This window comes from Pedobacter heparinus (assembly GCF_032678725.1).
GTDB lineage: Bacteria > Bacteroidota > Bacteroidia > Sphingobacteriales > Sphingobacteriaceae > Pedobacter > Pedobacter heparinus_A.
The window spans coordinates 16400-42262 of sequence record NZ_JAVTSC010000005.1 but is presented as its reverse complement, the minus strand read 5'-3'; the positions used below and the strand labels follow the sequence as shown (position 1 = coordinate 42262).

The window sequence follows — 25863 nt, the reverse complement described above, 5'->3', positions numbered from 1 at the left end:
TTTTACCAGCCAAGATTCTGGACGATGTTTCTGTTCGCAGTAATGTTGGCTTCACTAATTGGCCAGAAATAATCCTTTGAACCAAAAGTCTGGTTAAACAGGATTACCGGTCTGTAATACCCGGCCGATGTTTCCTGCCCCAGGTCCCAGGTAGTAATGGGCTGGTTGAGCTCTTTAGCTGCCTCTTTCCAGCGGCGCAAATCCCAAAGCCGCTGCGATTCAAAAGCCAGTTCTATTTTTCTTTCCTGGTGAATGATATCGCGCATGCCATCTTTGTTGGTGTATTTTGAAGGGTTGCTGGAAAAATTAGTCCATGATGATTCTACACTGTTCAACCCTGCCCGCGTACGCACCAGGTTTACATACTGATAAACTTCAGCGTCAGGTGCGGCCAGTGATTCGTTCAGTGCTTCTGAATACAGTAGGTAAAGATCGGACAGACGGATTACCGGCCATGGAAATGGATTTGTGGAATAGGCAGCGGCAACCATCACATTCTGAAAATGCACATACTTTTTTACGTAATACCCTGTTACTGTACCGTAATTGGGTTTACCTACACCATTTCTTTGTTTAAATTTAGCCTGAAGGTAAAACAGGTCCTGGCTGTCGTCATATTTTCCCTGACCATACCATATTCCGCCATCAAAGCCCAGGTCAGCATAAAACCTTGGTTCCCTGTCGAAATTCAGTTTTGCTGTCTCAAAGTCTTTCTTGATGTACAGTTTTTCGCTTTCAACGGCAGTACGCAAACCATACCTGCCATTGTAATCCCATGTTTTATCTTCTGTAATCGGCACCCCGTTTTTGCTATAAAACTGTTCTACAATTTTCAATGGCGGAGAAAATTCGCCACGTACAGCAGAGTTATCCAGCAATAGTGGGTCCCACCAGGTAGCAGCCAGAACCTGCAGGGTTGCATTTGCAACCAGCGTCTGTGTATTTGCCCAGATGATCTCGCTGTTCCATTTCTCGGCAAAGCTGTTCCTGATGTTCATCTGCGTTTTAATGGTACTGGTGAGGTTGAATTGCTGAAAATCGGGATTATAGACGTACAATTTCATTCCTACTGAATGGCACAATTCTATAGCCCTTTTACAGGCCACCACGGCAGTATCCCATTTGACTTTTGAATAGGTAGGGTTAAAGAGCTGGGTACCATCAGGGTTTTTAAGGGTCGACTGGTCAGTATTTCCATTAAAAAGCGGACTTGCAGCTGTAACCAGCACCTTGGCTTTAAGCGCCAGTGCAATGGGCTGGGTAATGCGTCCGGCCTCGGTTGTAGGGTTAAGCACTATTGGCGGAAGTGAAGGGCTGGCTTCATCAAGCAGCTGTTTGATATAGCTGAAGCAGGAATCAACCGGATCCCTGGTAACCCTGGTTACAGTAGCATCGGCATCAATAGACAAGTTATTTTTGATGAGCGGAATAGGTCCGTACATACGTACCAGATAAAAATGGTAATAGGCTTTTAAAAATTTCACCTCTGCAATCCAGCGTGCCCTTTCTTCTTCATTCAGGTCTGGCACTTTTCCTACATTTTCAAGAAAAATATTGCAGTCGCGCAGCGCACGGTACAGGTTGGTCCACCTGTCGCCATAGGGACTTATGGTTTTTTGAAAACCCCTGGCGATAAAAAAGTAAGCGCCTTTGGTAGGAACATCCCAGATCTCATCTCCGGAAAGGATTCCAGGATCATCGGCCAAGTCACCTTCTTTAGGCATATAAGAATAACAGGTAAACAAGAATTTTTGTGCCTGACTGCGCATAGTAAAGGCATTTTCTATCGTAGCCACATTATCGGGAACAACATCCAGGTACTTTTTACAGGAACTTAGCGCTGCTAAAACGAGGATAACAAGCAGGCCTTTAGTTATATATTTTTTCATCATGACTTATTAATTGAAAGTAATGTTTACACCCAGGTTAAATACTTTTTGCAGCGGATAGCCCAAACCGTTTCCACCCATTTCTACATCCCATAACTTAAACTTACTGAAGGTTAACAGGTTGGTTGCGCTGGCATATATTCTGAAAGTACTGGCACGCACCTTTTTTTGCCAGCTTTTAGGTAAGGTATACCCTACTTCCACTGTTTTTAAGCGTAAAAAGGAACCATCGCGCATAAACCAGGTACTGGTTTGTGCATTGTTCTGATTGATCTCCGGACTTAACCTTGGCCATAAAGCGTATACATTGCGGTTATCTTCAGACCAATGGCTATCTGCATAAGCCTTTAACAGCTGATTATTGAGCACCCTGCCGGCAAGTGTGCCATTGTCTATTTCAGTTTGCGTCCTGTAATTGGCAAATGGTGAAGTTGCCTCTGCATCTATCCAGAAGGATTCGTTGGCCAGGCCCTGGAAAAATCCGCTGAAGTCGAAGTTCTTAATGCCCATAGAAAATCCAAAACCATAAATGATCTGGGGAACTGTAGGGTTACCAATCGGCACTTTATCTGCATCAGTGATCTGCCCATCCCGGTTCACATCGGTATATTTAATATCTCCGCCGCCATACTCCCCAAAGTTTTGTTTAGGTGAATTTAATGCTTCGGCATCATCGACAAATAAACGTTCAGCGATATAACCGTAGGTTTGGTTGAGCGGGTAACCTACATGGCTGCGATAAAATTCATTGTACTGCGGTTCTTCATAGACCAGGTATTTACTGCTGGCATAGGTAAAGTTTCCCCTTGCAGAAAACCACATCCCATTGCTTAAATTCTCGGTATAATCAACAGATATATCGGTCCCTTTGCCACTGGCTTTACCCACATTGGCCCTTACCGGTGCCGATAAACCCAGCGTTACCGGAACTGAGCGGGACATCAGAATATTGTCACGCATTTCGGTATAATACTCTGCCTGGATGTTTAGCTTGTTAAACAAACCGATCTCGAGTGCAAAGTTCTTCTTGGTTGCAGTTTCCCAGCTGATGTCGGCATTGGAGTACCTGGATACAGAAACACCGTTTAAAGAAAACATCGGTCCCTGTCCATTGCCAAAAACAGCACCTCTTGCAGCGGTATTCATATTTACATTAGAGAGGTAAAAAAAGCGGTCTTTTTTATCACCAATGGCATCATTACCAATTAAACCATAAGTTGCCCGCAATTTTAAATTGCTGAATATGGGTTTAAGCTCTTTAAAGAATTTTTCGTTAGAGATGTTCCAGGCTACTCCCCCTGCAGGGAAAAAGCCGAAACGTTTGGATTCATGGAAACGTTCAGATCCATTGTAACCAAAGTTGAATTCAGCAAAATACCGGTTGTCATAGGAATAAGTTGCCCTTCCCGACACACCCAGGTTTCTGAAAGGCAGTGATTCCTGCAGATCTCCGGCGTTGGCCACCCTGTTTTCCATCATCCGGTACACCAGCAAACCATTTAAACCGTGCTTATTAAAGTTACGGCTGTAATTGAACATAGATTCCAGGTAAAAAGAGGTTTCTACCTGCTTTTCACCTTCGCTATAGCCCAGATATTCTGTGCCGGTATCTTCATTTAAATTGGTTATTGCATAAGTATTATTTAATTGATCGTAACCAGCAAGCGTATATAAATATGGGATATACGACCTGCTCACATCAAAATAGGAGGTTCTGTTGGTATTTAACATGGTCCGGAAAGAAAGGCCCGGCGTAAGTGCAGCGAGATCCTGCTTTACTTCCAGTTGTGCCAGCATGAGTGACCGGGAATAATCTTTATAGCCCTTGGTCATATCGGCATAAGGGTTAAGGTAATTCCCTGCACCAAAATTTCCATACATAATGTGTTTTACAAATTTATGCTGCTCATCAATAGGAAAATAAGCGGGGAACAAGGTTGGGTTAGAACGCATCACCTTTCTGTACATGCCCGAACCGCCGTCGATTGGCCCGGTATAATCGTCAAAGTTTCCACTTAAACGTACAATCATTTCAGTTGATTTGGTCACGTCGATGGTCACATTTGAACGCAGCGTATAACTTTTAAGATCGATGTTGTTGTTGTAATTGTTGCGGTTGTCTACATTGAGCATTCCGTTATCCTTATTATAGGCACCAGAAACAAAGTATTTGGCCACACCACCACCACCGCTAATGCTCAGATTGGCACGTTGTGTGATTGCATTATCTTTAAACATCATTTTCTTCCAGTCGTTGGCGGGGTACGCGAGCGGGTTTTTACCTGTAATGGTATTGGCAATCTTTTCTTCCGAATACAACAGGGTTCCAAGGGGGTTACGGGTTAATATAGCCTCATTAGAAAGTTGCATATAGGTAATGGGGTCAGCCAGTTCCAGGTCTTTAGTTGCGCTGGAAACAGAATTTTCCAGGCGCAGGGCCAGCTTTGCTTTGCCGACAGCACCTTGTTTAGTGGTAACCAGGATAATACCGTTAGCACCCCTTGCGCCATATACAGCTGTAGAAGTAGCATCTTTTAAGATGGAAAAGCTGGCAATATCATCCGGCTGAAGCCTGGCCAGGTCTGTCGAGGTCAGCTCCATCCCATCTATCAGTATCAGCGGTTTGGTATTGCTGCCAAAAGTAGTAATGCCCCTGACAAAGAAATCGGCATTATCCTGTCCGGGTTCCCCGCTCCGCTGGTAAGCTATGATCCCTGCCGCGCGACCCGCAAGTGCGGTAGTCAGGTTGCTGGAAGGAACCTTCAGGTCTTTTGCGCTGATGGAAGTAACCGAGCCCACCATGTCTGTTTTTTTCTGGGTTCCAAAAGCGACAACCACAACCTCATCCAATGCATTTTGAGATGGCTTAAGGGTAACATTGATCACGGTTTTTCCGCTTACCGGAATTTCCTGTGTGGCGTAACCTACCATAGAGAACACCAATACGGCAGCCTCATCAGGAACGTTTAAAATGTACCGCCCATTTCCATCTGTGGTGGTGCCATTGGTACTTCCTTTTATTTTAACGGATACTCCAGGCATCACACCAATGGAGTCTCGCACTGTTCCGGTAATGTCTTTTCTTAACGTTATTCCAACTGGTTTATTCTTTTTAAAAACTGCCGCAGTACCGGGCTTAGTTTTACTATAGACTGGGCTTACATAGGACATGTAAGCAAAAGCAAACATTTGTAATATTATGAAAGCGAGTATTTGTTTTCTCATATAATTTTAGAAATGGTGTATGAACACTTTACTTTTTAGGATGACCGGATCATATAACCGGCAAGCACGACAAAAGATCAAGGCTTTTAATTCATGATTTAAAGACAATTAATGTTAAAAAAATGTTTAAATGGGGGCGTATCGCCGATGGCGATACAACGTGGTGTAAAGATTTTTTGTCATGGTTTATTTATTTGGTTGATCTAAATTATTAACTATTAGATGAACAACTGTTATGCACTGTCCTGCAAAACGAAAGTATTTTAAATACTTTAAAAGAATATTAAGTAAATATTAAGCTTAATGCAACACAAAATAAATTTTAATTAAACAAATAAAAACAAGCTGGAAGTAGAAAATTGCCTATACTCAATCCTAAAAACAAGCACAAAAAACTTATCCATAAATTTTTTGTTAATGAATCAAATGGGATTGATCAGTTTCAGCAATAAAGGAATCTACTGCAAGCAGGGCGATTTTTATATCGATCCCTGGCGACCGGTTAAACTGGCGATCACTACCCATGGACATGCTGATCATGTAAAATGGGGTAATGAGGCTTATCTGTGCCATGAACTCACCAAACCTATATTAGATCAGCGATTAGGGATGGAATTAAAGGTCGAAACGCTTCCCTATTATAAAGAGATCAGCATCAACGGAGTTAAGGTAAGTTTATTTCCTGCCGGGCATGTTATCGGCTCCTCGCAAATCAGATTGGAATATAAAGGTGAAATCTGTGTGGTATCCGGTGATTATAAAGTGGAAGATGATGGGATCAGCACCGCTTTCGAGCCTGTGAAATGTCATACTTTTGTATCTGAGAGTACTTTCGGATTGCCGATTTACAAGTGGCAGCCACAGGAACTGATCTTTTCGCAAATCAGGGACTGGATTTCTGATAACCATGATAAGAACAAAACCAGTGTGCTGGTGGCCTATAGTTTGGGCAAGGCACAGCGTTTGATAAAAGGTCTGGCTGGTTATAACGCTATTTATGTTCACAATTCAATCGCTAACCTGAACGAGCGTTTTATAAAAGCTGGGGTGGATTTGCCTGAAAGCATCAGGATTACTGCTGAGCTGAAGAAAGAAGAATTGCAGAAAGGAATCCTGATTGTCCCTCCTGCCCTCGCCGAAGGCAGATGGATAAAAAACTTAACTAATGCTGCAACGGGTGTATGTTCGGGCTGGATGCAGGTAAGGGCCAGTAGAAGATGGCGAAGTGCAGATGCAGGTTTCGCACTAAGTGACCATGCAGATTGGCCAGGCTTGTTATCAGCCATTAAGGCAACTGGGGCTGAGAAAGTATTTGTAACCCATGGCTTTAGTGCAACCTTCTCTAAATATCTTAACGAAATTGGAATCGAATCTGAAGAAGTAACAACGCAGTATGGCAGTGAAGAAGAGGATGAGGAAGTATTGGAGGTTGCGAAATGAGACGTTTTACAGAACTGATCCAGCAACTTGAGCTGAGCAACAAGACGAATGATAAAATAACCGCTTTGGTTGATTACTTTAATGAGGCTGATGACAAGGATAAACCCTACGTAATTGCCATGTTTACGGGCAAAAGACCCAGGCGGCCGGTAAATACGGCCCTGATCAAACAATGGGCAATTGAGCTGAGCGGGATACCGGAATGGCTTTTTGCAGAGAGTTACCACAGTGTGGGCGATTTGAGTGAGACAATTGCGTTGATATTACCTCCTGCTTCGCGGGTGACCAATCGCAAATTGCATGAATGGATCAATGACCTTGCTTTATTGCATGGAAAGGATGACGCTGCCAAGAAAGAATTTATCTTGAATGCATGGGATAGCCTGGAAACACAGGAAAGGTTCATATTTAATAAACTGATCTCCGGAAATTTCCGAATTGGGGTGTCTAATAAAATGCTGGTCAACGCTTTGGCTAAGCAAAGCGACATAGACAGCAGCAAGATCATGCACAGCATCATGGGCAAATGGCAGCCATATGAGCTATCGTTCCAGGATTTGGTAGGAGGTACGCATGTGAACACTGATAATTCATGGCCTTATCCTTTTTGCCTGGCCTATGCACTGGAAGCAGAACCTGCAGGTTTGGGTTTGCCGGAGGATTGGCAGGCGGAGTGGAAATGGGATGGTATAAGAGGACAGATTGTAAAAAGGAATGGGGAGTTGTTTATATGGTCACGGGGCGAGGAACTGGTAACCGATCAGTTTCCCGAACTACATTTTTTGCTGGAAGAGCTGGACGACGGAACTGTACTTGACGGAGAGATATTATCAGTGAAGAATGGAAAAGTACAGGCATTCAGCATTTTGCAGCAACGCCTAAACAGGAAGACCATTAACAAGTCGCAGTTGAACGATGCACCTACAGGCTTTTATACCTATGACCTACTGGAACATGAAGGAACTGACCTCAGAGAAGAGACCATGGCTTCACGCAGGTTGCTGCTGGAGAAGGTAATCTCCCGGTTGAGCACTCAAAATGTAGTACAGATTTCGCCGCTGATATCATTTGATAACTGGGAACAACTGGCAGAGATCAGGCAGCGGGCACGTGAAATCAACAGCGAAGGCATCATGCTAAAGAAAAAAGATTCATTGTATCATTCGGGTAGAAAGCGCGGAGACTGGTGGAAATGGAAAATTAACCCATATACTGTTGACACCGTGATGATCTATGCACAGAAAGGCAGTGGACGAAGGGCAAATTTTTATACAGATTATACTTTTGCAGTGAGAGATGGTGATCAATTGATCACTGTTGCAAAAGCCTACTCTGGATTAACGGATAAAGAAATTAAAGAGGTAAATACCTTTGTACTGAAAAATGCTGTGGAAAAATTTGGCCCGGTAAGAACAGTAAAACCTGAACTGGTATTTGAAATTGCCTTTGAGGGGATTGCTGAAAGCAAAAGACATAAAGCTGGCCTGGCACTGAGGTTTCCCCGGATTGCCAGGTGGCGAAAAGATAAAAAAGCGGACGAGATCAATACCCTTGATGATTTACGGCAATTGCTACAAGCTACATTATTACCCGGAAAAACCTAAATTTAAAGCGCTATGCAGCTTATTAAAAGATGAAACTGGAAACAAGCAAAGGATACAAACGGGTAATTAAATGGTTAAAATTAAGCAAAAAAAAACCATTTACCTTTCAAACGGATGCCTGGCAATATTATGCTGAAGGCTATAGCGGCCTGGTCAATGCACCGACGGGATTTGGCAAAACCTTTTCGATTTTCTTAGCGGCTGTAATTGACGAGCTGAATACCCGTGCTGATCTGGAAGCCCTGCGACTTAAAGACAAAAGAACCAAGCTTCATAAGAAACCTGCTCCTGGACTAAAACTCATCTGGATCACTCCTTTGCGTTCTTTGGCTAAAGACCTTGCCCGCGCTATGCGCGAGGTTTGCCTGGAACTGGAACTGGACTGGCACATTGGGGTAAGAAACGGAGATACACCCCAAAATGAAAAACTGAAGCAAAAGAAGCAAATGCCGGAAGTATTGATCATCACCCCCGAAAGTATCCATTTGTTGCTAGCCCAGAAAAACACCTTTAGTTATTTTGACCAGTTGCAATGTATTGTAGCAGATGAATGGCACGAACTTTTGGGCAGCAAACGCGGAGTAATGACCGAACTGGGGATATCCAGGATAAAAGGCCTGTTAAAAGAAAGACATCCGGAAAGGCTACTCCGGATATGGGGCATTTCAGCAACCATTGGCAATATGGAACAAGCCATGGAGGTATTGGTACCTTATCCTGATGTATTGAAAACCATCATCAAGGCCGATCTTGAAAAGAAAATTGACATCAAATCAATTTTACCGGATCATATTGATCTATTACCCTGGGCAGGACACCTGGGACATAAGCTGGCCGAAAAATTACTCCCAATCATATACAAAAGCAAAACGACACTGATTTTTACGAACACCCGCGGACAGGCCGAACTTTGGTACCAAACCCTGTTGGGCCTGGATGAGAACCTGGCTGGTTTACTGGCAATCCATCATGGCTCTATTGATTACGAACTCAGAAACTGGATCGAAGATACACTCCATTCCGGAGCTTTAAAGGCCGTGATCAGCACTTCATCTTTAGATCTGGGTGTAGATTTTAAGCCAGTTGATACGGTGGTACAGATCGGCTCACCTAAAGGTGTAGCGCGTTTTTTACAGCGGGCCGGCCGCAGCGGCCACTCTCCTTATGAAACATCTACTATTTATTTTTTACCTACACATGCACTGGAACTGGTAGAAGCGGCAGCCATTAAGGAAGCTGCAAAAACACAAAATATAGAGAGCCGGGAACCCGTGGTAATGGCTTTTGACGTGCTGATCCAATACCTGGTTACCCTGGCTGTTGGTGATGGTTTTGACGAGGCCCAGCTTTTTTTTGAAATAAAGGAAACACATGCCTTCAGCGAATTATTACCACAGGAATGGAGCTGGATCATGCAGTTCATTACCACTGGTGGCGACAGTTTAACTGCCTATAATGAATTTAGTAAAGTTAGTATGGTTGAAGGACTTTGGAAAGTAGAAAGCAGGCAGACCGCCATGCGCCATCGTTTGCATATCGGTACTATAGTGAGTGATCCGATGCTGAAAGTTAAATTCATTACAGGTGGCTATATTGGTATGATCGAAGAATCATTCATCTCGAAAATGAAACCTGGCAGCAGCTTTACTTTGGCCGGGAGGGTACTTGAATTCATCATGGTAAAGGAAATGACTGTCATCGTACGTAAAAGTAAACTAAAAAAAGCCATAACTCCCAGCTGGATGGGTGGCCGGATTTCACTGACGGCTAATCTGGGGGCCATCCTGAGAAAAAAATACAATGAAACATTGGATAAAACACACGGGGATGCAGAGCTGGACTTTATATTTCCTTTATTTCAACGGCAGGAAAAAGTATCTCATGTACCTAAAGATGATGAGTTCCTGATAGAACTGATCAACACGAAAGATGGACATCACCTTTTCGCCTATCCATTTGAAGGGCGTCAGGTACATGAAATTATGGCTGCGCTGATTGCCTATCGCCTGAGCAAAACCAAACCTATATCTTTTTCTATTGCGATGAATGATTACGGTTTTGAACTGTTGAGCGAACAGGCCATCCCTTTGGATGAAAATGACATAAAGACCTTATTTACACCGAAAAACCTGGCAGCAGATATTGTAGCCAGCATCAATGCTACAGAAATGGCCAGGCGCAAGTTCAGGGATATTGCCTGCATTTCCGGGTTGGTATTCCAGGGCTTTCCCGGAAAATACATTGCGAATAAACATTTGCAATCTTCTGCCGCCCTGTTTTTTAATGTATTTAGTGATTACGATAAAAACAATTTATTGTTGCAGCAAGCTTACGATGAAGCATTTTACCAGCAGATAGAAGAGCCGAGGCTGGCAGCAGCGTTGCAGCGTATACAGACCAGCAAGATAATAGTAACTAAAACTGAACGTTATACTCCACTGTGTTTCCCTATTAAAGTAGATAGTTTAAGGGACAGCATGAGCTCTGAAGAATTGAGCCAGCGAATTGAAAGGATGACTTCAGAAACAGAGAGAAAACACCGAAAAGCATGAACATTAGTTGCAGAGGAGAAAACTTGATTCTTAGCAAAGAAAGGGCAATATACTGGGAAACGCAGCAGATGCTGATCCTGAGTGACCTGCACATAGGTAAATCTGCACATTTCAGAAAGCATGGCATACAGGTGCCTGCAACAGTTGGGTTAACAGACCTGCAGCGATTGAATCATTTAATGGCCGCATTTTTACCAAAAACGCTGCTGGTTACCGGGGATATGTTTCATCACAACATCAACAGTGATGCCAATGCTTTTATGGAATGGAGACGCGCCTATCCGGATTTAAAAGTGGTGCTGGTGAAAGGAAACCATGACAGCTTGAAGAACGAAGATTATCAGGCCTTGGGCATAACAGTGCACCAGCATCAATTTTTACAATATCCATTTAGGTTTATACATGACAAGCCCCTGGTATTTGATGAATATTATAACATTTCGGGTCACATCCATCCTGGAGTACTTTTATATGGTAAAGCCCGGCAAAGATTAAAATTCCCTTGCTTTTACTTTGGCATCCACTGTGCTGTTTTACCCGCTTTTAGTGTTTTTACAGGATTAAAACTATTAACCGCAGCAGAGGGAGACCGGTTTTATGCCATCACTCCTGATAAAGTAATGGAAGTTTAGCCTAATTCAAGGCCTGTTCCGCCAGGTTACTGATCCAGCTGTCAAACATTCCCTCTTCTATCTTAATCACCTGGCCTGCATGTTCTTCCCAATCTGCAGAAAACGTTTTCAACTGGTTCAGCATTTCTTCTAAATGTCCTTCTTCCTCGAGTATGATAGATTTTACATTTACTTTGCTTTTGGCCCTGGTTAAAACATCCTGGTAAACCGGATACAGCTCATCGGCGCGAACTTCTATAGCATAAGTAACAAACAGGTAAGCGGCAAACTTCAGTTCATAACCACTTAAGTTGAAATGCTGTTTCAGGTAGCGGCAAACTGCAACATCTAAAGCATTTAAGTAAAATTTGGTATGATTAGGTGTCAGTAGTTCATCGTTGGTATACGTTTTACAAAGGTTGCCATCCAGTTTATCCAATTGTTTTTTAAGATAATAGGCATGGCGGTGTTCTTCGGCTGCATGCTTGAGAATGATCAGGTTCACCTGCTCCTTATGTTCAGAAGCGGAAATTTTCTTTGCACCGGCATTTTCCATATAGGACAAAGTATTTAACCACTTGGCATGTAGTAAATTATCGCTCACTATATTTTCTAGGATAGATTGAAGCTGCATATTATATGTCGTTTAATGCCTGTAAAATATTTTGGTAAATATACGCCAGATCTTCATCACTGATGACATAAGGCGGCAAAATATATAATACATTACCCAAGGGGCGCAATACAATGCCACGCTCCAGAAAATATAGATAAAGCCGGTCACGAAGCCCGTTCAGATAAGAGGTATCCCCTCCTGTTTCCCACTCCATAACCAGTATGGTACCATTCTGCCTGATATTTTTTAGCTTGGGATGCCCCAGAATGGTTTCGGCAAACTCCTGGTGCCTGCTTGCTATCCTTTTGATATGGAGCAGTGTTTCGGGTTGCAGCAAAATATCCAGACTGGCCAAAGCTGCCGTACAGGCCACGGGATTAGCGGTAAAGGAATGTCCATGGTATAAGGTTTTGAGCTTATCATCACTTAAAAAAGCATTAAAAATTTTGCTGTTGCAGGTAGTAACTCCCAAAGGCATGGTGCCACCGGTTAAGCCTTTAGACAGACAAAATATATCAGGCCTGTTTTGCAGTGCCTCACAGGAAAAATACTTGCCTGTACGGCCGAAACCTGTCATCACCTCATCAGCAATGGTGAGTATGCCATGTTTCTGACAGGTTTCGATCAATTCGTCGAGGTATTGTGCTTCATACATCAGCATACCACTGGCACCAAGCACCATAGGTTCAAAAATGAAACAGGCTACCTCATTGGAAAGGTAATTGAGCTTAGATCTGAGCTGGGCTATATTTTGTGCATTGGGTAGTTCAATAAATTCTACATCAAAAAGCAGCGGATTAAAGGGCTCGGTAAATATACTCCGCCCACTTACCGACATGGCACCGAAGGTGTCACCATGATAGGCATCTTTAAAGGCAATGATTTTTGTGCGCGGCTTCTTTGTGGTATTTACCCAATATTGCAGGCACATTTTCAAAGCGACTTCTACCGCGGTAGATCCGTTATCACTGTAAAATACTTTTTCCTGCGAGCCTGGCAATAAAGGTAATAAACGCTCGGCCAGCTGAACAGCAGGCTCATGCGTAAAACCTGCAAAGATCACATGTTCAAGGGTAGTTAACTGTTCGGCTACTTTTGCTGCAATGTACGGATGTGCATGGCCATGAATGTTTACCCACCAGCTCGAAACCGCATCTATATACTTCTTTCCGTTTTCATCAAAAAGATATACCCCTTCGCCCCTCGTTATGGGGATATGCGGCAAAGGACTTTTCATTTGGGTATAGGGATGCCAGATTACTTTCTCATCGCGTTCAGCTAAGTTCATGGATTAATTTGTTTAAGCAAAAGTTCTATAGCAGTCTTATCGGTTTTAAAGGTTACGTCATCAGTTTTAAGTACATCAAGGCTGATCCACCTGAAAGATTGTAAGGCACCTTCATCAAAATCAAACAAGTTCGTTTTAAAACTGAGCAGCAGCGGGTGGCTTGCTTTTACCAGGTAATAAATGCTGAGGATCTGGCTGTCGTTAAAAGAAGACTGTTCATAAAAATCGGTAGTGTACAAATGGCTCAGCACTTCTATTTCTGCATTGCACTCCTCCATAAACTCCCTTTTCAGGGCATCGATCAGGCCTTCCCCAAGTTCCAGTCCGCCACCGGGAAATTTACTAAAGGTCCTTCCACCCGATTGCTCGTCGCTGATCAGCACTTCATTGCTGTCATTTATTAATAAACCGTATACCCTTACGTTAAAATAGCTCATTGCTGGTCAAAATGTTTTTGGTTCTTGGTAGCGTTCTCAATTGTCCATTTAATCTCAGCCCTGAAAGGCTCCTGTCTTACCGGGCATACTTTCATCCGGCAATAATTACAACAGGCTGGTAAACAGGGATCGGCGTGAATGAACAATTCTGTTTTCCGGTCTGCATTGCCATTGATCATTTTATCAATGTCGGATATTTCCTGGTGTACCCTGTTCAAGTCAAAGTAATAAGGCAAGGTGATGTGGCAATCGATGTGCAGGTCTGCACCATATTGCTGCGCTCTCAGATTATGGACGTCTATCCAGGGATCCTTTCTGTTTTGTTGCAGGATCTCAATAATTGTTTCTACGAGTGTGCTATTACTTTCATCCATTAATCCGCCCACTGACCTGCGGGTTAACTTGTAGCCATTGTAAATGATATACAAGCCTAGTAAAATGGAGATCACACTATCCATCCAGTAAATCGCAGTAAGCTTAATGAGTACAATTCCTATCACCAGACCTGCACTGGTTATGGCATCTGTAAGCAGGTGCTTCCCATCTGCTTCGAGTGTAATTGATTTATGTTTTTTACCGGTATTGATCAGATAGTATCCGGCAACAAGATTGACCAGTCCGGTAGCACCGATAATAGCAGCACCCTCAAAAAGCTGTGTAATGGGCTTGGGATATATCAGGTCATATCCTGATTTAAAAACAATGATAATACCTGCAATTGCAATGAGTGTACCTTCTATAAAAGCCGAAAAAAACTCTACTTTTCCATGTCCGTAGGGATGGTTCTCATCTTTAGGCAAAGTAGCCAGGTAAATGCTGTAGAATGCAAAACTACTGGCCAATACGTTCACAATGCTTTCTGCTGCATCAGTAAGTATGGCATTGGAATGCGTAATAAAATAAGCGACAAATTTTGCCAGCATCAGCACAATGCTAATGCACAATGCGGTTAATATGGCTTTTTTCTGAGGTTGCAAATTGCTGTGTTTAGCAGCCAAAAATACTGTTTAACTGTCAATTTATATTAAAAAGTATTTTTTTTAGTTTATAATGGCATGAGGTTCATATATTTGCCTCTGTACAAAATTTAATTTGCCTTCGCATTAATTACTATGACATTTTTATCCAAAAGAATCAACAACCTATCTGAGTCACAAACCATTAAAATGGCCAAGTTAGGAAGAGAACTGTCCGCAAAAGGGATAGACGTTATCAACCTCAGTTTTGGGGAGCCAGACTTTTTTACACCAGATTTTGTTAAGGAAGGAGCTAAGAAGGCTATTGACGACAATTTTTCTTACTACAGCCCTGTTTCAGGCTATCCAGAATTACGGAAGGCAATTGCAGAAAAACTATTAAGGGAAAACGGCTTAACTTACAATTTTGACCAGATTGTAGTTTCTACAGGTGCTAAACAATCGTTGGCAAATGCCGTAATGTGCCTGGTTGATCCAGGAGATGAAGTGGTAGTACCTACTCCTTACTGGGTATCGTATTCAGAAATGATCAAACTGGCTGAGGGAGCAACTGTTTTCATTAATGCAACTGTTGAAAACAACTTTAAAATAACAGGCGAACAACTGGAAGCGGCAATTACCCCTAAAACCAAATTGTTCATGTTCTCTTCTCCTTGTAACCCGACGGGATCTGTATACAGCAAGGAAGAACTGGCTGATCTGGTAGCTGTATTTGAGAAGCACCCAAATATTTATATCATTTCTGATGAAATCTACGAGCACATCAACTTTGTGGGCAAACATGCATCAATTGCGGAATTTGATTCGATAAAAGACCGGGTAATCCTGATCAATGGATTTTCAAAATCTTATGCCATGACCGGCTGGAGATCTGGTTATATGGCAGCAAATAAAGAAATTGCCAATGCCTGCGATAAACTGCAAGGTCAGATTACCTCCGGAACGTGTTCTATTGCACAACGTGCTTCACTAACTGCCTATCAGGGTGGATTAGAATCGGTAAACCAAATGGTAGGAGAATTTAAAAAACGCAGAGATATCGTATATGCTTTATTAAAGGAAATTCCGGGTGTTAAAGTAAATCTTCCTGACGGAGCATTTTATTTCTTTCCGGAAGTAAAAGCTTTCTTTGGCAAAAAGAACGGAAATGAAGTGATCAACACAGCAGAAGACCTGAGCTTATATTTATTGAACGAGGCGCATGTATCAACCGTTACCGGTGAAGCTTTTGGTAATGAAGACTGTATCCGTTTGTCTTATGCAGCAGCAGAAGATAAACTGAGAGATGCCGTTTCAAGAATAAAAGCAGCTTTAGCTAAACTGAGCTAAACAAAAATAAAGGTTATTATAAGAATCAATAAAGAAGTAAAAAGGCCAGGCTCAAGTATTGAGCCTGGCCTTTTTATTATAAGATTTAACATAGACCTAAGAATAGCGAGTTTATGCTGATCCGACATGTTAAAAAAGAAGCATGTGCCAGGAGAAAGCATAGGATTGTTTGCCCTTCTTCAGGGCAAATATTCCAGCTTTCGAGTGGTCATGATTCTTTTTTAGCCCAGAGGGATTCATATTAGGAGCGGATCGCTTCGACAGGATCTAACCTCGACGCCGAATACGCCGGCCAAAACCCTGATATTGTACCGATCAATAACGACACCCCTATCCCCAATACAATATTTTTCATAAACAATATCATTTCAAAACCGAACGCTCCAAAAATCAATGTTGCGATATAAACCAGTAACAAACCCAGCAAACCGCCCAGCAAACACAATGCTATGGCTTCAAACAAAAACTGTAACAGAATAAAATAATTCTTAGCCCCCAACGATTTCTGGATACCAATGATATTGGTCCGTTCTTTTACCGATACAAACATGATGTTGGCTATACCAAATCCGCCTACCAGGATAGAAAAACCGCCAATAATCCATCCCGCCCAATTAACGACCGTAAACATTTTATCTAACTGATCAGAAGCAATGGTGCTTTTATTTAAAGCAAAATCTTCATCAGCTCCAGGTCTTATCTTATGTATCGCACGCATTGCACCCTGTATTTCGCTTTCTATCTCCTCTAAAGCAATGTGTTCCTTCCCTCTTACAGTTATCGTTGGATCATAACGTCCGCTTTCCACATCAAATAAACCTTTTGCAAAGTTTAAAGGAATGAGAATATTCTTATCCTGCGACATACCCAGCATATCCTCCCCTTCCTTTTTAAAAACGCCAACAACCGTTAAACGGCGCCCCATAACTACTATTTTTTTTCCTATGGCAGGTTCCCCGTTAAATAAGCCATCGGCAATATCAGCGCCAAGGATAATTACCGGGGAGCCGGATTTCCCTTCATTCTCTGTAAAATACCGTCCTTCCTGAAAATCTATCGTCCAGGTTTTATTGAAATCCTGTGATGCCGCTTTTAAGCCCGCACCTTCTACAGAATTACTGCGGTATTTGACCGTCCTGCTATCGGCATAGATCTCGTAGGAAACGCCTTCAGCATGCTCAAGCCTTTCCTTTAAGGCAGTATAATCCCTTAAAGAGGGTTCCGGACGGTTGACATACTTCCACCAGGGATAATCTCCAAAACCACCCCATGGCCATTTCTGAACAAAGATTGTTTTGGAGCCTAGTTTATCAATACTTTCCTGAAGCTTGCTTCTAAAGGTATCCGCAGCCGAAAACACAAATATAATTGCAAAAATACCAATGGTGATTCCCAGTAAGGAAAGCATTGTCCGCAGTTTGTTTTGGCGCAGTGCATCAGCCGCGAACCGAAAACTTTCGCCTATTAGTCTGAAAATAATCATAACGTTTAGACCAAAGCTACCAAAAAAGGTTACAGCAATTGATTTATAATTATAAAAATCTGAAACCCCGGTAAACAAATGCAAAATATAAAAGCAGTCAAAAGAAATATATACTAATAAAGATTATATTTTGTAAATTTGCGCCCTTAAATATCACATCAAAACATATGAAGTTATCTCAATTTAAGTTTAATTTACCGGAATCCCTGGTTGCCAACAATCCTTCTGAACAAAGAGACGAAGCCCGTTTAATGGTTTTACATAAGGATAGTGGCAAAATTGAACATAAAATATTTAAAGATGTTTTAGAGTATTTCGATGATCAGGATGTTATGATCCTGAACAACACTAAAGTTTTTCCTGCCCGCTTATACGGAAATAAAGAAAAGACCGGAGCAACAATCGAAGTATTCTTGTTACGGGAACTGAATAAAGAACTTCGTTTATGGGATGTTTTAGTTGACCCTGCCCGAAAAATCCGCGTTGGAAATAAATTATATTTCGGTGATGACGACCTGTTGGTTGCAGAGGTAGTTGACAATACCACTTCACGTGGCCGTACCATCCGTTTCTTATTTGATGGCACTGATGAGGAATTTAGAAAAAATATTGAGATTTTAGGTGAGACACCATTGCCAAAATACATCAAGCGCAAAGCTACCGCCCAGGATAAGGAACGCTATCAGACGATCTTTGCCAAGCATGAAGGTGCTGTAGCTGCTCCTACAGCAGGTTTACACTTTAGCCGGGAACTGATGAAACGCCTGGAACTAAAAGGTATCAATTTTGCGGAAGTAACCCTTCACGTTGGCTTAGGTACCTTCAGATCTGTAGAAGTTGAGGATCTGACCAAACACAAAATGGATTCGGAGCAATTTATCATTGAGCAAAAAGATGCAGATATCGTTAACAAAGCCATAGAGCGTAAAAAAAGGATTTGTGCTGTTGGTACCACTTCTATGCGTGCGATAGAATCTGCCGTATCTTCGGGCAGAATGCTTAAACCAGCAAACGACTGGACCAGTAAGTTCATCTTCCCTCCTTATGATTTCAGCATTGCAAATTCAATGATCACAAATTTCCATACGCCGGAATCTACTTTGTTGATGATGGTGAGCGCATTTGGTGGCTATGATTACGTAAGACATGCGTACGAGGTAGCTTTAAAAGAAAAATATCGTTTCTATAGCTATGGCGATGCCATGCTGATCATCTAACGATGAATTAGTTAAAAAAATATTAAAATAGCAATAGGAGGTTTGAAACCATATCGGTTTAAATCTCCTATTTTTGTTTAAAAGCAGTATAACATGAAATATTATGCGATTATAGTAGCCGGAGGTTCGGGAAACAGAATGCAAAGCATTATTGCCAAGCAGTTTTTATTGCTGGATGGCAAACCGATACTAATGCATACCATTGCAGCTTTTGATCAAAGTACCTATAAACCCGAAATATTGCTGGTGTTGAATATACACCAGCACAGTTATTGGGAAACACTTTGCCTGAAGTACAGTTTTGACATTCCTCACAAAATCATAAGTGGCGGTGAACAAAGATTCCATTCCGTAAAAAACGGGTTAAAGGTCATAAAGGGAAAAGGAATCGTAGCAGTTCACGATGCAGTCAGGCCGTTGGTTTCAGCAGCGCTCATTACAAGATCTTACCAGGTAGCTGAAGAAACAGGCAACTGTATAACTGGTATTAAACCCACCGATTCAGTTAGAAAAATTACGGTACAAGGTAATGAAGCACTTAACAGAGCGGAGCTTGCTCTGATACAAACCCCTCAGACATTTCATGTCAGTTTGCTCAAAAAAGCTTACCAGGCGCCCTTCAGAAATGAATTTACAGACGACGCTTCGGTTGTTGAATATGCAGGATCAAAAATAAACCTGATTGAAGGAGAAAGGGAAAACATCAAGATCACCTATCCTGAAGACCTGGAAATTGCAGCAGTCTTTATAAAAAAAAGAACACCTGCTATGTAATGTCCTTTGCCAGGACAGTAATTCAAGCCCATGGCAAAGGACCTGCTGTTATGCAGCTCTGTTGATTACTTTGAGTAAAATAGCGATGATTGCGATTACTAACAGAATATGAATTAACCCACCTACATTTGGTCCGAAACCATTAAAGAAGAAGCCAATAATCCATAGTATTACCAATACTACAGCAACAAGATAAAGTAGATTTCCCATAACGTTTAATTTTTAGGTATATGTTTAAATGTAATGACACCGCTTTTTTAACCAGCCATGACATTACATTAACAATTACTTGTCCGAAAAGTTTCTAAAAAAGAATGGCCCCGGGTTCCGGGGCCATTTAAAATTTATTATGGGTTCTCCATTAAATCTTAGTATTCATCTTCGTTAAAGAAAAAATCATCCTTCGTTGGATAATCAGGCCAAATTTCCTCTATGGTTTCGTATGGTTCTCCATCATCTTCCAAAGCTTGTAAATTTTCTATCACCTCTACAGGTGCGCCTGATCGTATACCATAATCAATCAATTCATCTTTTGTTGCAGGCCATGGAGCGTCTTCCAGGTGCGATGCGAGTTCTAATGTCCAATACATATTTCTTACTATTAGGTTATTCAAATTTATTTCGCAAAAGTATATTAAAAAACATGAGCAAAACAAAATTTTTTTCAACTATTTCAATACTATAACTTTGTTTTTCAGTTATATCTGTTTTAACCGTCAATCAAGGTGATTTGCCTGTTTAAAAGTCATAAATCCTTTACAAAAGCCACCATTTGAAATGGCTATATCCCCCCTGATTACAATCTTGGAATCCAGATATTTTCTTCCGTTTTAGCATCTGAATTCAGTTTTCGTGCCAAAACAAACAAATAATCACTTAAACGATTCAAATAAATAGTCATTTTTTCGTCAACAAAGCTATCTGATGCCAGATGAACAGTTAAACGCTCGGCCCGGCGGCATATACAACGGGCAATATGACAATAGGAAACCACCGTATTTCCGCCAGGAAGGACAAAATGTTTCAATTCAGGCAACACTTCGTTCATATCATCCATTTCTTTTTCCAGCAAACTGATGTCATTCTCATGAAGATCAGGAATTTTCATTCTCGATTTTTCAGGATCTGCAGCCAGTGATGCCCCAACGGTAAAAAGACGATCTTGTATTTCTTTTAATATCTTTTGGTGGCGAGGCTCGATATCCTGGCACATGATCAGCCCGATATAGGAATTCAATTCATCTACTGTCCCATAACATTCAATCCTGAGGTGATATTTAGGTACACGGGTACCCCCTATTAAGGAGGTAAGTCCTTTATCGCCAGTTTTGGTGTAGATCTTCATAAATTAATTTATGGTTTCGAAATCATCGCCTTTTTCTTTTAGCCCGGACAGGCGGGGCGATACTGTTTTGATATCTGTATTCAGGTAATCCTTTTCAATCAGTCCGTCACGCATCCTGACAATGCGATGTGCATGCTGAGCAATGTCCTCTTCATGGGTTACGAGTATGATGGTATTCCCCTTGCTGTGGATCTCCTCGAGAAGCCCCATAATTTCAATAGAAGTTTTGGTATCCAGGTTTCCTGTAGGTTCATCGGCCAGGATAATGGAAGGATTATTAATCAATGCCCGTGCAACAGCCACACGCTGGCGTTGTCCGCCAGACAATTCATTGGGCTTATGTGTTACCCGGTTACCTAGTCCTACGTTTTCCAATGCTTTATGCGCGCGGGTCTCACGTTCTTTTTTATTAGCTCCTGCATAAATCAATGGCAGCGCTACATTGTCCAGCGAGGTTGACCGGGGCAACAGGTTGAAAGTCTGAAAAACAAAGCCAATTTCTTTATTACGAACTTCTGCAAGCTCATTATCAGACATCTGGCTCACATTGGTACCATTTAATATATAATGACCTTTACTTGGTGTATCCAAACAGCCCAATATATTCATGAGTGTAGATTTTCCCGAACCAGAGGGGCCCATTAACGCAACAAATTCACCTTTATGAATATCCAGCGTAACCGATTTCAGCGCATGAATCACTTCGGAACCTATCACGTATTTACGGCCTATATCTTTTATGTTTATTAACGCTTTATCAAGCTTTACTTTCAAGGCTTTCTCCATTGTTTTTTGTTTTTAGACAACGCCTGCCTGACCAATGTTACAAATCAGCTATTTTTCTATGATCTTTGGTACCAGGAAGAAATTTTCATTATGAACAGCAGCATTTTTCAGTCCATCTGTCACACTGATCTCCTGTTTTACCTGGTCCTCACGCCAAACATTTTCTTCTGCATTCATATATACCAGCGGTTCAACACCAGTGGTATCCAGTTCATTTAGCTTTTCCATAAACGTAAGGATTTTGTTCATGTCTGGGATCAATGCTGCGATCTCCTCTTCATTCACTGCAATTCTGGCTAAATCTGCAACTTTATGTATGGTTTGCTTATCTATAATCATTTATCAGCAAGTTTACTATTTATCAGGTCAAAAATACGGTCTTTTAGTTCATCTGAATCATTTATTGTCAAATTTGTAGTTAAAACCGGTTTATGGATATAAATATCACATACACCTGGTGTGGAACCATATTTTACCCCATCGTCCCACATCCTTTTCCAGATGTTGGTCAAACTCACCGGAACTATCGCGGTTTTCTTTTCAATGGCCAATCTGAAAGGTCCGTTCTTAAATGACATTAATTTTGGCGGGTAGTGTTCATCATCTATTCTGCCTTCCGGAAAAATGATCAGGCTCATGCCCTTTTCCAGATTTTCACCCGCCCGCTTAAAGGCTCGGAACGCTGATATCTTGCTTTCACGATTCACAGGAATATCAATGGTCTGAAAAAATATTTTAAGTACCGGATTTTTAAGCAATTCATCTTTTCCCATGAAATGAAAGCGACCCCTTGCCAGGCAGCATAAGATCATAATATCAAGATTTGAAGTATGGTTTGCACAATAAATGTAAGTCTGATCGTCGGATAAAGGTTCTTCAAAACTAAAACGGAATATGACGCCTATAAAAAAAGCACACATGCTGCTGTTCAGTTTGCGCAGCCGGTTCAGCAAACCATAAGTTTTAGTATTTTTTGCTGACAGGTAGTAGAAAGGATAAAAAAGCAAGGCAAACAGCAGAATGATAAAAACCGAATAAACTCTATGTACTTGCTTGAGGATACTGACCATGGGCATTCAAAAATAAAAATTAGGTGATGCAAATACTAAAATGCACATGTAAATGCAATTAAACGATAAAGAATGAAATTATATATAAAAAAAGAAATTATAAGCAGGCCAAATTAGGGTTTTTTATTAATTTCGGCCTCTTGAATCTTTTATATTGAGTATTGATATTGAATTTATAATAGGATTCTGGAAATAAAACAGAAAAATACGAATGAAAGAAACGGTAGTTAGCGGGATTCGTCCTACAGGACAATTACACCTGGGAAATTATTTTGGCGCGGTAACCAATTTTGTAAAAATGCAGTACGATTATAACTGCTATTTTTTTATTGCTGACCTTCATTCTTTAACTACACATCCTACACCTCAGGACCTGCACGGCTATGTAAGGCACGTACTGGTAGAATACCTTGCCTGCGGAATAAACCCTGAAGAAACAACGATCTATATTCAGTCCGATGTTCCTGAAGTTGCCGAACTCTATCTGTACCTGAATATGAACGCCTATATGGGTGAACTGGAGAGAAGTACTTCATTTAAAGATAAGGTAAGGGCCCATCCCGACAACGTAAATGCAGGCTTGTTAACTTATCCTACCCTGATGGCAGCCGACATTTTGATTCATAAGGCTACAAAAGTGCCTGTTGGAAAGGATCAGGAACAACACCTTGAGTTTACACGAACTTTCGGGAACCGTTTCAACAGGTTATACAACTCAACCTATTTCCCGGAAGCTTTTGCCTTTAACTATGCACAAAACCTGGTTAAAATACCTGGTTTAGATGGAAATGGAAAAATGAGCAAATCGAGTGGGGATGGCAATTGTATCTATTTGGCAGACAGCCCTGAGATTATCCGCAAAAAAGTATCACGTGCAGTAACAGATAGCGGGCCAACTGAAGAAAACCAGGCCAAGCCAGAAGCCATCCAGAATTTATTTGACCTGATGAAAATTGTTTCTCCGGCTGATACCCTTGCTCATTTTGACAATTTGTACAACAGGATGGCAATCAGATATGGTGATTTCAAAAAACAACTTGCCGAAGATATGATTGTATTCAATACCCCGATTCGCGAACGCATTGAGGATTTATCTAAAGACACTTCTTACTTACGTCAGGTGGCCAAACATGGTGCTTTAAAAGCCAGGGAAAGTGCCCAAAAAACCATTAGAGATGTTAGGGAATTGATTGGTTTCAAATCATTTTAATAATAAAGATAAAAATTACTACCTTTCTGATCTACAAGAATAAAGTATGCACATAGCGATAGTTGGAAATATTGGCGCAGGAAAAACCACCCTGACCGGTTTACTTGCAAAAAATTATGGTTGGGAAGCCTTATATGAAGCTGTAGACAATAATCCATATCTGGAAGACTTTTACAGCGACATGAAGCGATGGAGCTTTAACCTGCAGATCTATTTTCTAAACAGTCGTTTTCAGCAAATTGTAGATATACAAAACTTTAACAGGAACGTTATTCAGGACAGGACAATTTATGAAGATGCACACATCTTTGCTGATAACCTGCACGAAATGGGCTTAATGACCACAAGAGATCACCAAAACTACAAAGCCATATTTGAAAACATCACCTCTTTTATTAAACCACCCGACCTGTTGGTGTACCTGCGCGCCTCTGTGCCCACACTGGTAAATAATATCCAGCGCAGAGGACGGGAATATGAAACCAGCATCCGCATTGATTATCTATCTAAACTAAATGAAAAGTACGAAATCTGGATCAAGAACTATAGCCTGGGCAAATTACTGATCCTGGATAAGGACAAATTAGATTTTAGCAACAATCCTGAGGATCTGGGCAGCATTATCCAATCCATAGAAGCAGAAATTAACGGTTTGTTTTAGTAACATGAAAGTACTTGGCATTATACCTGCTCGTTATGCGTCTACACGTTTTCCTGGCAAGCCTTTAATTGAAATCCAAGGCAAAAGCATGATCCAAAGGGTTTATGAACAAGCTTCAAAAGCCAACAGTTTAACCAAAGTAGTTGTAGCAACCGATGATGAACGGATTGCCCAGGCAGTAAGCGGCTTTGGAGGCGAGTTTGTAATGACTGGAAGTGCACACCAAAGCGGCACTGACAGATGCGCCGAAGTTACCCGGCGTTTTCCTGATTTTAATATCGTAATTAATATACAAGGTGATGAGCCATTCATTAATCCAAAACAAATCGACCTGCTGGTATCCTGCTTTGAAGAAGAAAATGTACAATTGGCTACGCTGATTAAAAAAATCCATACGGAAGAGGAATTGTTTAACAATAACATCCCGAAAGTTGTGATTAACAGCAAACAGGAAGCCATTTATTTTAGCAGACATACTATTCCATATATCAGGAACGCAGACAAAGACAAGTGGTTAAATGTACATCAGTTCTATAAACACATTGGAATTTATGGCTATACTACCGCTGCCCTGCTCGAGATCACTAAACTTCAACCTTCTTCACTGGAAATGGCGGAAAGCCTGGAACAATTGAGATGGGTAGAAAATGGCTACACCATTCAAACCAGGATCACTGCAATTGAAACCATTGCAATAGATACCCCGGAAGATCTGGATAAAATTGCCAGGTAAACAATCTCATTATTTATTATATTAGGCTGTAAGTATGAAAAATTATCTAATCCTGATTCTATTTGCCTTCGGATTGCTAATGGCATGCAGTTCTCCAGATCAACAAAAACTGGGTAAAACAGCCGACAAGATGGTACTGAAACCCTTTAGCGATTCCTTAAAAGCAGATACATTTAAGGTTGCACTTATAGGAGCTACCTTAAAAGACATTGCCATCAGGTTCACCATCACCTCATACCATGGACAACTCATTTATAGTAAAGATTTTAAAGCAACGGATCTGATTGCCAATTATAAATCCAGTGTAGACTTAAAAAAAGAACGCACGCAGCTGGCCTTTATAAAGGATGAATATCAGCTCTTTTTAGAAGAGGAGAATTTTTTGGAACCAGCAGTAACAGAAAATGAGCAGCCGGATAAAAACACGCCGGATATAAATTTTTATAACGAATTGAAACAATCGGCTTTAAATGGTTTCAAGTACCGTTCTGGAAAAGAGACCAGTGTATATATAGCCTGGTCAGAAACGGAAAAAAAAGTTAAGCCCTATTACAATTGCTGTAAATAGCCTATTTTAATTTTATTGCTAAAAACCGCTTTTCTGCAGGGTTGAAGC

At 41.3% G+C, this 25863-nt stretch carries 24 protein-coding genes; 11 read left to right on the top strand and 13 right to left on the bottom strand.

Features of this window, described 5'->3' with window-relative positions:
• Positions 1-2: 2 nt before the first annotated feature.
• Both R2Q85_RS09425 and R2Q85_RS09420 read right to left on the bottom strand, forming a co-directional pair.
• Positions 3-1892 carry a RagB/SusD family nutrient uptake outer membrane protein gene (locus R2Q85_RS09425; RefSeq protein ID WP_316811521.1) on the bottom strand — a complete coding sequence of 630 codons (1890 nt, stop codon included), beginning with the start codon at positions 1890-1892 and terminating at the stop codon, positions 3-5.
• A 6-nt stretch (positions 1893-1898) separates the two neighbouring features.
• Positions 1899-5114, bottom strand: a complete 3216-nt coding sequence (locus R2Q85_RS09420) for a TonB-dependent receptor (RefSeq protein WP_316811520.1) — start codon at positions 5112-5114, stop codon at positions 1899-1901.
• A 417-nt stretch (positions 5115-5531) separates the two neighbouring features.
• Between R2Q85_RS09420 and R2Q85_RS09415 the strand changes: the two genes are divergently transcribed.
• Genes R2Q85_RS09415 through pdeM form a run of 4 tightly spaced genes read left to right on the top strand, consistent with a single transcriptional unit; the run spans position 5532 to position 11342 of the window.
• A complete protein-coding gene (locus R2Q85_RS09415; RefSeq protein WP_316811519.1) occupies positions 5532-6554 on the top strand; it encodes a ligase-associated DNA damage response exonuclease in 1023 nt (340 codons plus the stop codon).
• Positions 6551-8158, top strand: coding sequence for an ATP-dependent DNA ligase (locus R2Q85_RS09410; RefSeq protein WP_316811518.1), 1608 nt, complete (start codon positions 6551-6553; stop codon positions 8156-8158). The genes R2Q85_RS09415 and R2Q85_RS09410 overlap by 4 nt, the downstream gene beginning before the upstream one ends.
• A gap of 29 nt (positions 8159-8187) precedes the next feature.
• Positions 8188-10710 carry a ligase-associated DNA damage response DEXH box helicase gene (locus R2Q85_RS09405; protein WP_316811517.1) on the top strand — a complete coding sequence of 841 codons (2523 nt, stop codon included), beginning with the start codon at positions 8188-8190 and terminating at the stop codon, positions 10708-10710.
• Complete coding sequence (gene pdeM / locus R2Q85_RS09400) at positions 10707-11342, top strand: ligase-associated DNA damage response endonuclease PdeM (protein ID WP_316811516.1); 636 nt, start codon at positions 10707-10709, stop codon at positions 11340-11342. The genes R2Q85_RS09405 and pdeM overlap by 4 nt, the downstream gene beginning before the upstream one ends.
• A gap of 1 nt (position 11343) precedes the next feature.
• On the opposite strand, the gene R2Q85_RS09395 is transcribed toward pdeM, so the two are convergent.
• Genes R2Q85_RS09395 through R2Q85_RS09380 form a run of 4 tightly spaced genes read right to left on the bottom strand, consistent with a single transcriptional unit; the run spans position 11344 to position 14639 of the window.
• Positions 11344-11955 (bottom strand): hypothetical protein, encoded by a 612-nt coding sequence (locus R2Q85_RS09395; protein WP_316811515.1) that lies wholly within the window; start codon positions 11953-11955, stop codon positions 11344-11346.
• A gap of 1 nt (position 11956) precedes the next feature.
• Positions 11957-13225 carry an adenosylmethionine--8-amino-7-oxononanoate transaminase gene (gene bioA, locus R2Q85_RS09390; protein WP_316811514.1) on the bottom strand — a complete coding sequence of 423 codons (1269 nt, stop codon included), beginning with the start codon at positions 13223-13225 and terminating at the stop codon, positions 11957-11959.
• Entirely contained in the window at positions 13222-13662 is a 441-nt protein-coding gene (locus R2Q85_RS09385) for an NUDIX domain-containing protein (protein WP_316811513.1), read from the bottom strand. Before R2Q85_RS09385 ends, bioA begins: the two co-directional genes overlap by 4 nt.
• Positions 13659-14639 (bottom strand): cation diffusion facilitator family transporter, encoded by a 981-nt coding sequence (locus R2Q85_RS09380; RefSeq protein WP_316811512.1) that lies wholly within the window; start codon positions 14637-14639, stop codon positions 13659-13661. Before R2Q85_RS09380 ends, R2Q85_RS09385 begins: the two co-directional genes overlap by 4 nt.
• A 135-nt stretch (positions 14640-14774) precedes the next feature.
• Here R2Q85_RS09380 and R2Q85_RS09375 point away from each other — a divergent pair, with 135 nt between their 5' ends.
• Positions 14775-15968, top strand: coding sequence for a pyridoxal phosphate-dependent aminotransferase (locus R2Q85_RS09375; protein ID WP_316811511.1), 1194 nt, complete (start codon positions 14775-14777; stop codon positions 15966-15968).
• Between the two features lie 241 nt (positions 15969-16209).
• Here R2Q85_RS09375 and R2Q85_RS09370 read toward each other — a convergent pair whose 3' ends face one another.
• Positions 16210-17451: an ABC transporter permease gene (locus R2Q85_RS09370; RefSeq protein ID WP_316811510.1), complete on the bottom strand. Its 1242-nt coding sequence runs from the start codon at positions 17449-17451 to the stop codon at positions 16210-16212.
• A gap of 167 nt (positions 17452-17618) precedes the next feature.
• Here R2Q85_RS09370 and queA point away from each other — a divergent pair, with 167 nt between their 5' ends.
• On the top strand, positions 17619-18668 hold the full coding sequence (gene queA / locus R2Q85_RS09365) for a tRNA preQ1(34) S-adenosylmethionine ribosyltransferase-isomerase QueA (RefSeq protein WP_316811509.1): 1050 nt from the start codon (positions 17619-17621) through the stop codon (positions 18666-18668).
• Between the two features lie 93 nt (positions 18669-18761).
• The gene (locus R2Q85_RS09360) at positions 18762-19442 is read left to right on the top strand and encodes a 2-C-methyl-D-erythritol 4-phosphate cytidylyltransferase (RefSeq protein ID WP_316811508.1); all 681 of its coding nucleotides are present in this window, start codon (positions 18762-18764) and stop codon (positions 19440-19442) included.
• 48 nt (positions 19443-19490) lie between these two features.
• Here the strand turns inward: R2Q85_RS09360 and R2Q85_RS09355 are convergent, their stop codons facing one another.
• The 6 genes from R2Q85_RS09355 to R2Q85_RS09330 form a co-directional block, all read right to left on the bottom strand.
• Complete coding sequence (locus R2Q85_RS09355) at positions 19491-19652, bottom strand: lmo0937 family membrane protein (RefSeq protein ID WP_015808390.1); 162 nt, start codon at positions 19650-19652, stop codon at positions 19491-19493.
• Between the two features lie 158 nt (positions 19653-19810).
• Positions 19811-20032: a DUF2795 domain-containing protein gene (locus tag R2Q85_RS09350; RefSeq protein WP_008240955.1), complete on the bottom strand. Its 222-nt coding sequence runs from the start codon at positions 20030-20032 to the stop codon at positions 19811-19813.
• A gap of 206 nt (positions 20033-20238) precedes the next feature.
• Entirely contained in the window at positions 20239-20787 is a 549-nt protein-coding gene (locus R2Q85_RS09345; RefSeq protein WP_316811507.1) for a cob(I)yrinic acid a,c-diamide adenosyltransferase, read from the bottom strand.
• A gap of 3 nt (positions 20788-20790) precedes the next feature.
• Positions 20791-21573, bottom strand: coding sequence for an ABC transporter ATP-binding protein (locus R2Q85_RS09340; protein WP_316811506.1), 783 nt, complete (start codon positions 21571-21573; stop codon positions 20791-20793).
• A 48-nt stretch (positions 21574-21621) separates the two neighbouring features.
• Positions 21622-21912, bottom strand: coding sequence for an Asp-tRNA(Asn)/Glu-tRNA(Gln) amidotransferase subunit GatC (gatC, locus tag R2Q85_RS09335; protein ID WP_316811505.1), 291 nt, complete (start codon positions 21910-21912; stop codon positions 21622-21624).
• The gene (locus R2Q85_RS09330; RefSeq protein ID WP_316811504.1) at positions 21909-22643 is read right to left on the bottom strand and encodes a lysophospholipid acyltransferase family protein; all 735 of its coding nucleotides are present in this window, start codon (positions 22641-22643) and stop codon (positions 21909-21911) included. Before R2Q85_RS09330 ends, gatC begins: the two co-directional genes overlap by 4 nt.
• Positions 22644-22854: 211 nt before the next feature.
• Here R2Q85_RS09330 and trpS point away from each other — a divergent pair, with 211 nt between their 5' ends.
• The 4 genes from trpS to R2Q85_RS09310 are packed head-to-tail and all read left to right on the top strand — an operon-like array spanning position 22855 to position 25815.
• Complete coding sequence (gene trpS / locus R2Q85_RS09325) at positions 22855-23853, top strand: tryptophan--tRNA ligase (protein WP_316811503.1); 999 nt, start codon at positions 22855-22857, stop codon at positions 23851-23853.
• Between the two features lie 46 nt (positions 23854-23899).
• A complete protein-coding gene (locus R2Q85_RS09320; protein WP_316811502.1) occupies positions 23900-24514 on the top strand; it encodes a deoxynucleoside kinase in 615 nt (204 codons plus the stop codon).
• Positions 24515-24518: 4 nt separating this feature from the next.
• Entirely contained in the window at positions 24519-25247 is a 729-nt protein-coding gene (gene kdsB / locus R2Q85_RS09315) for a 3-deoxy-manno-octulosonate cytidylyltransferase (RefSeq protein WP_316811501.1), read from the top strand.
• 34 nt (positions 25248-25281) lie between these two features.
• The gene (locus tag R2Q85_RS09310; RefSeq protein ID WP_316811500.1) at positions 25282-25815 is read left to right on the top strand and encodes a hypothetical protein; all 534 of its coding nucleotides are present in this window, start codon (positions 25282-25284) and stop codon (positions 25813-25815) included.
• The last annotated feature ends 48 nt before the right edge of the window (positions 25816-25863 follow it).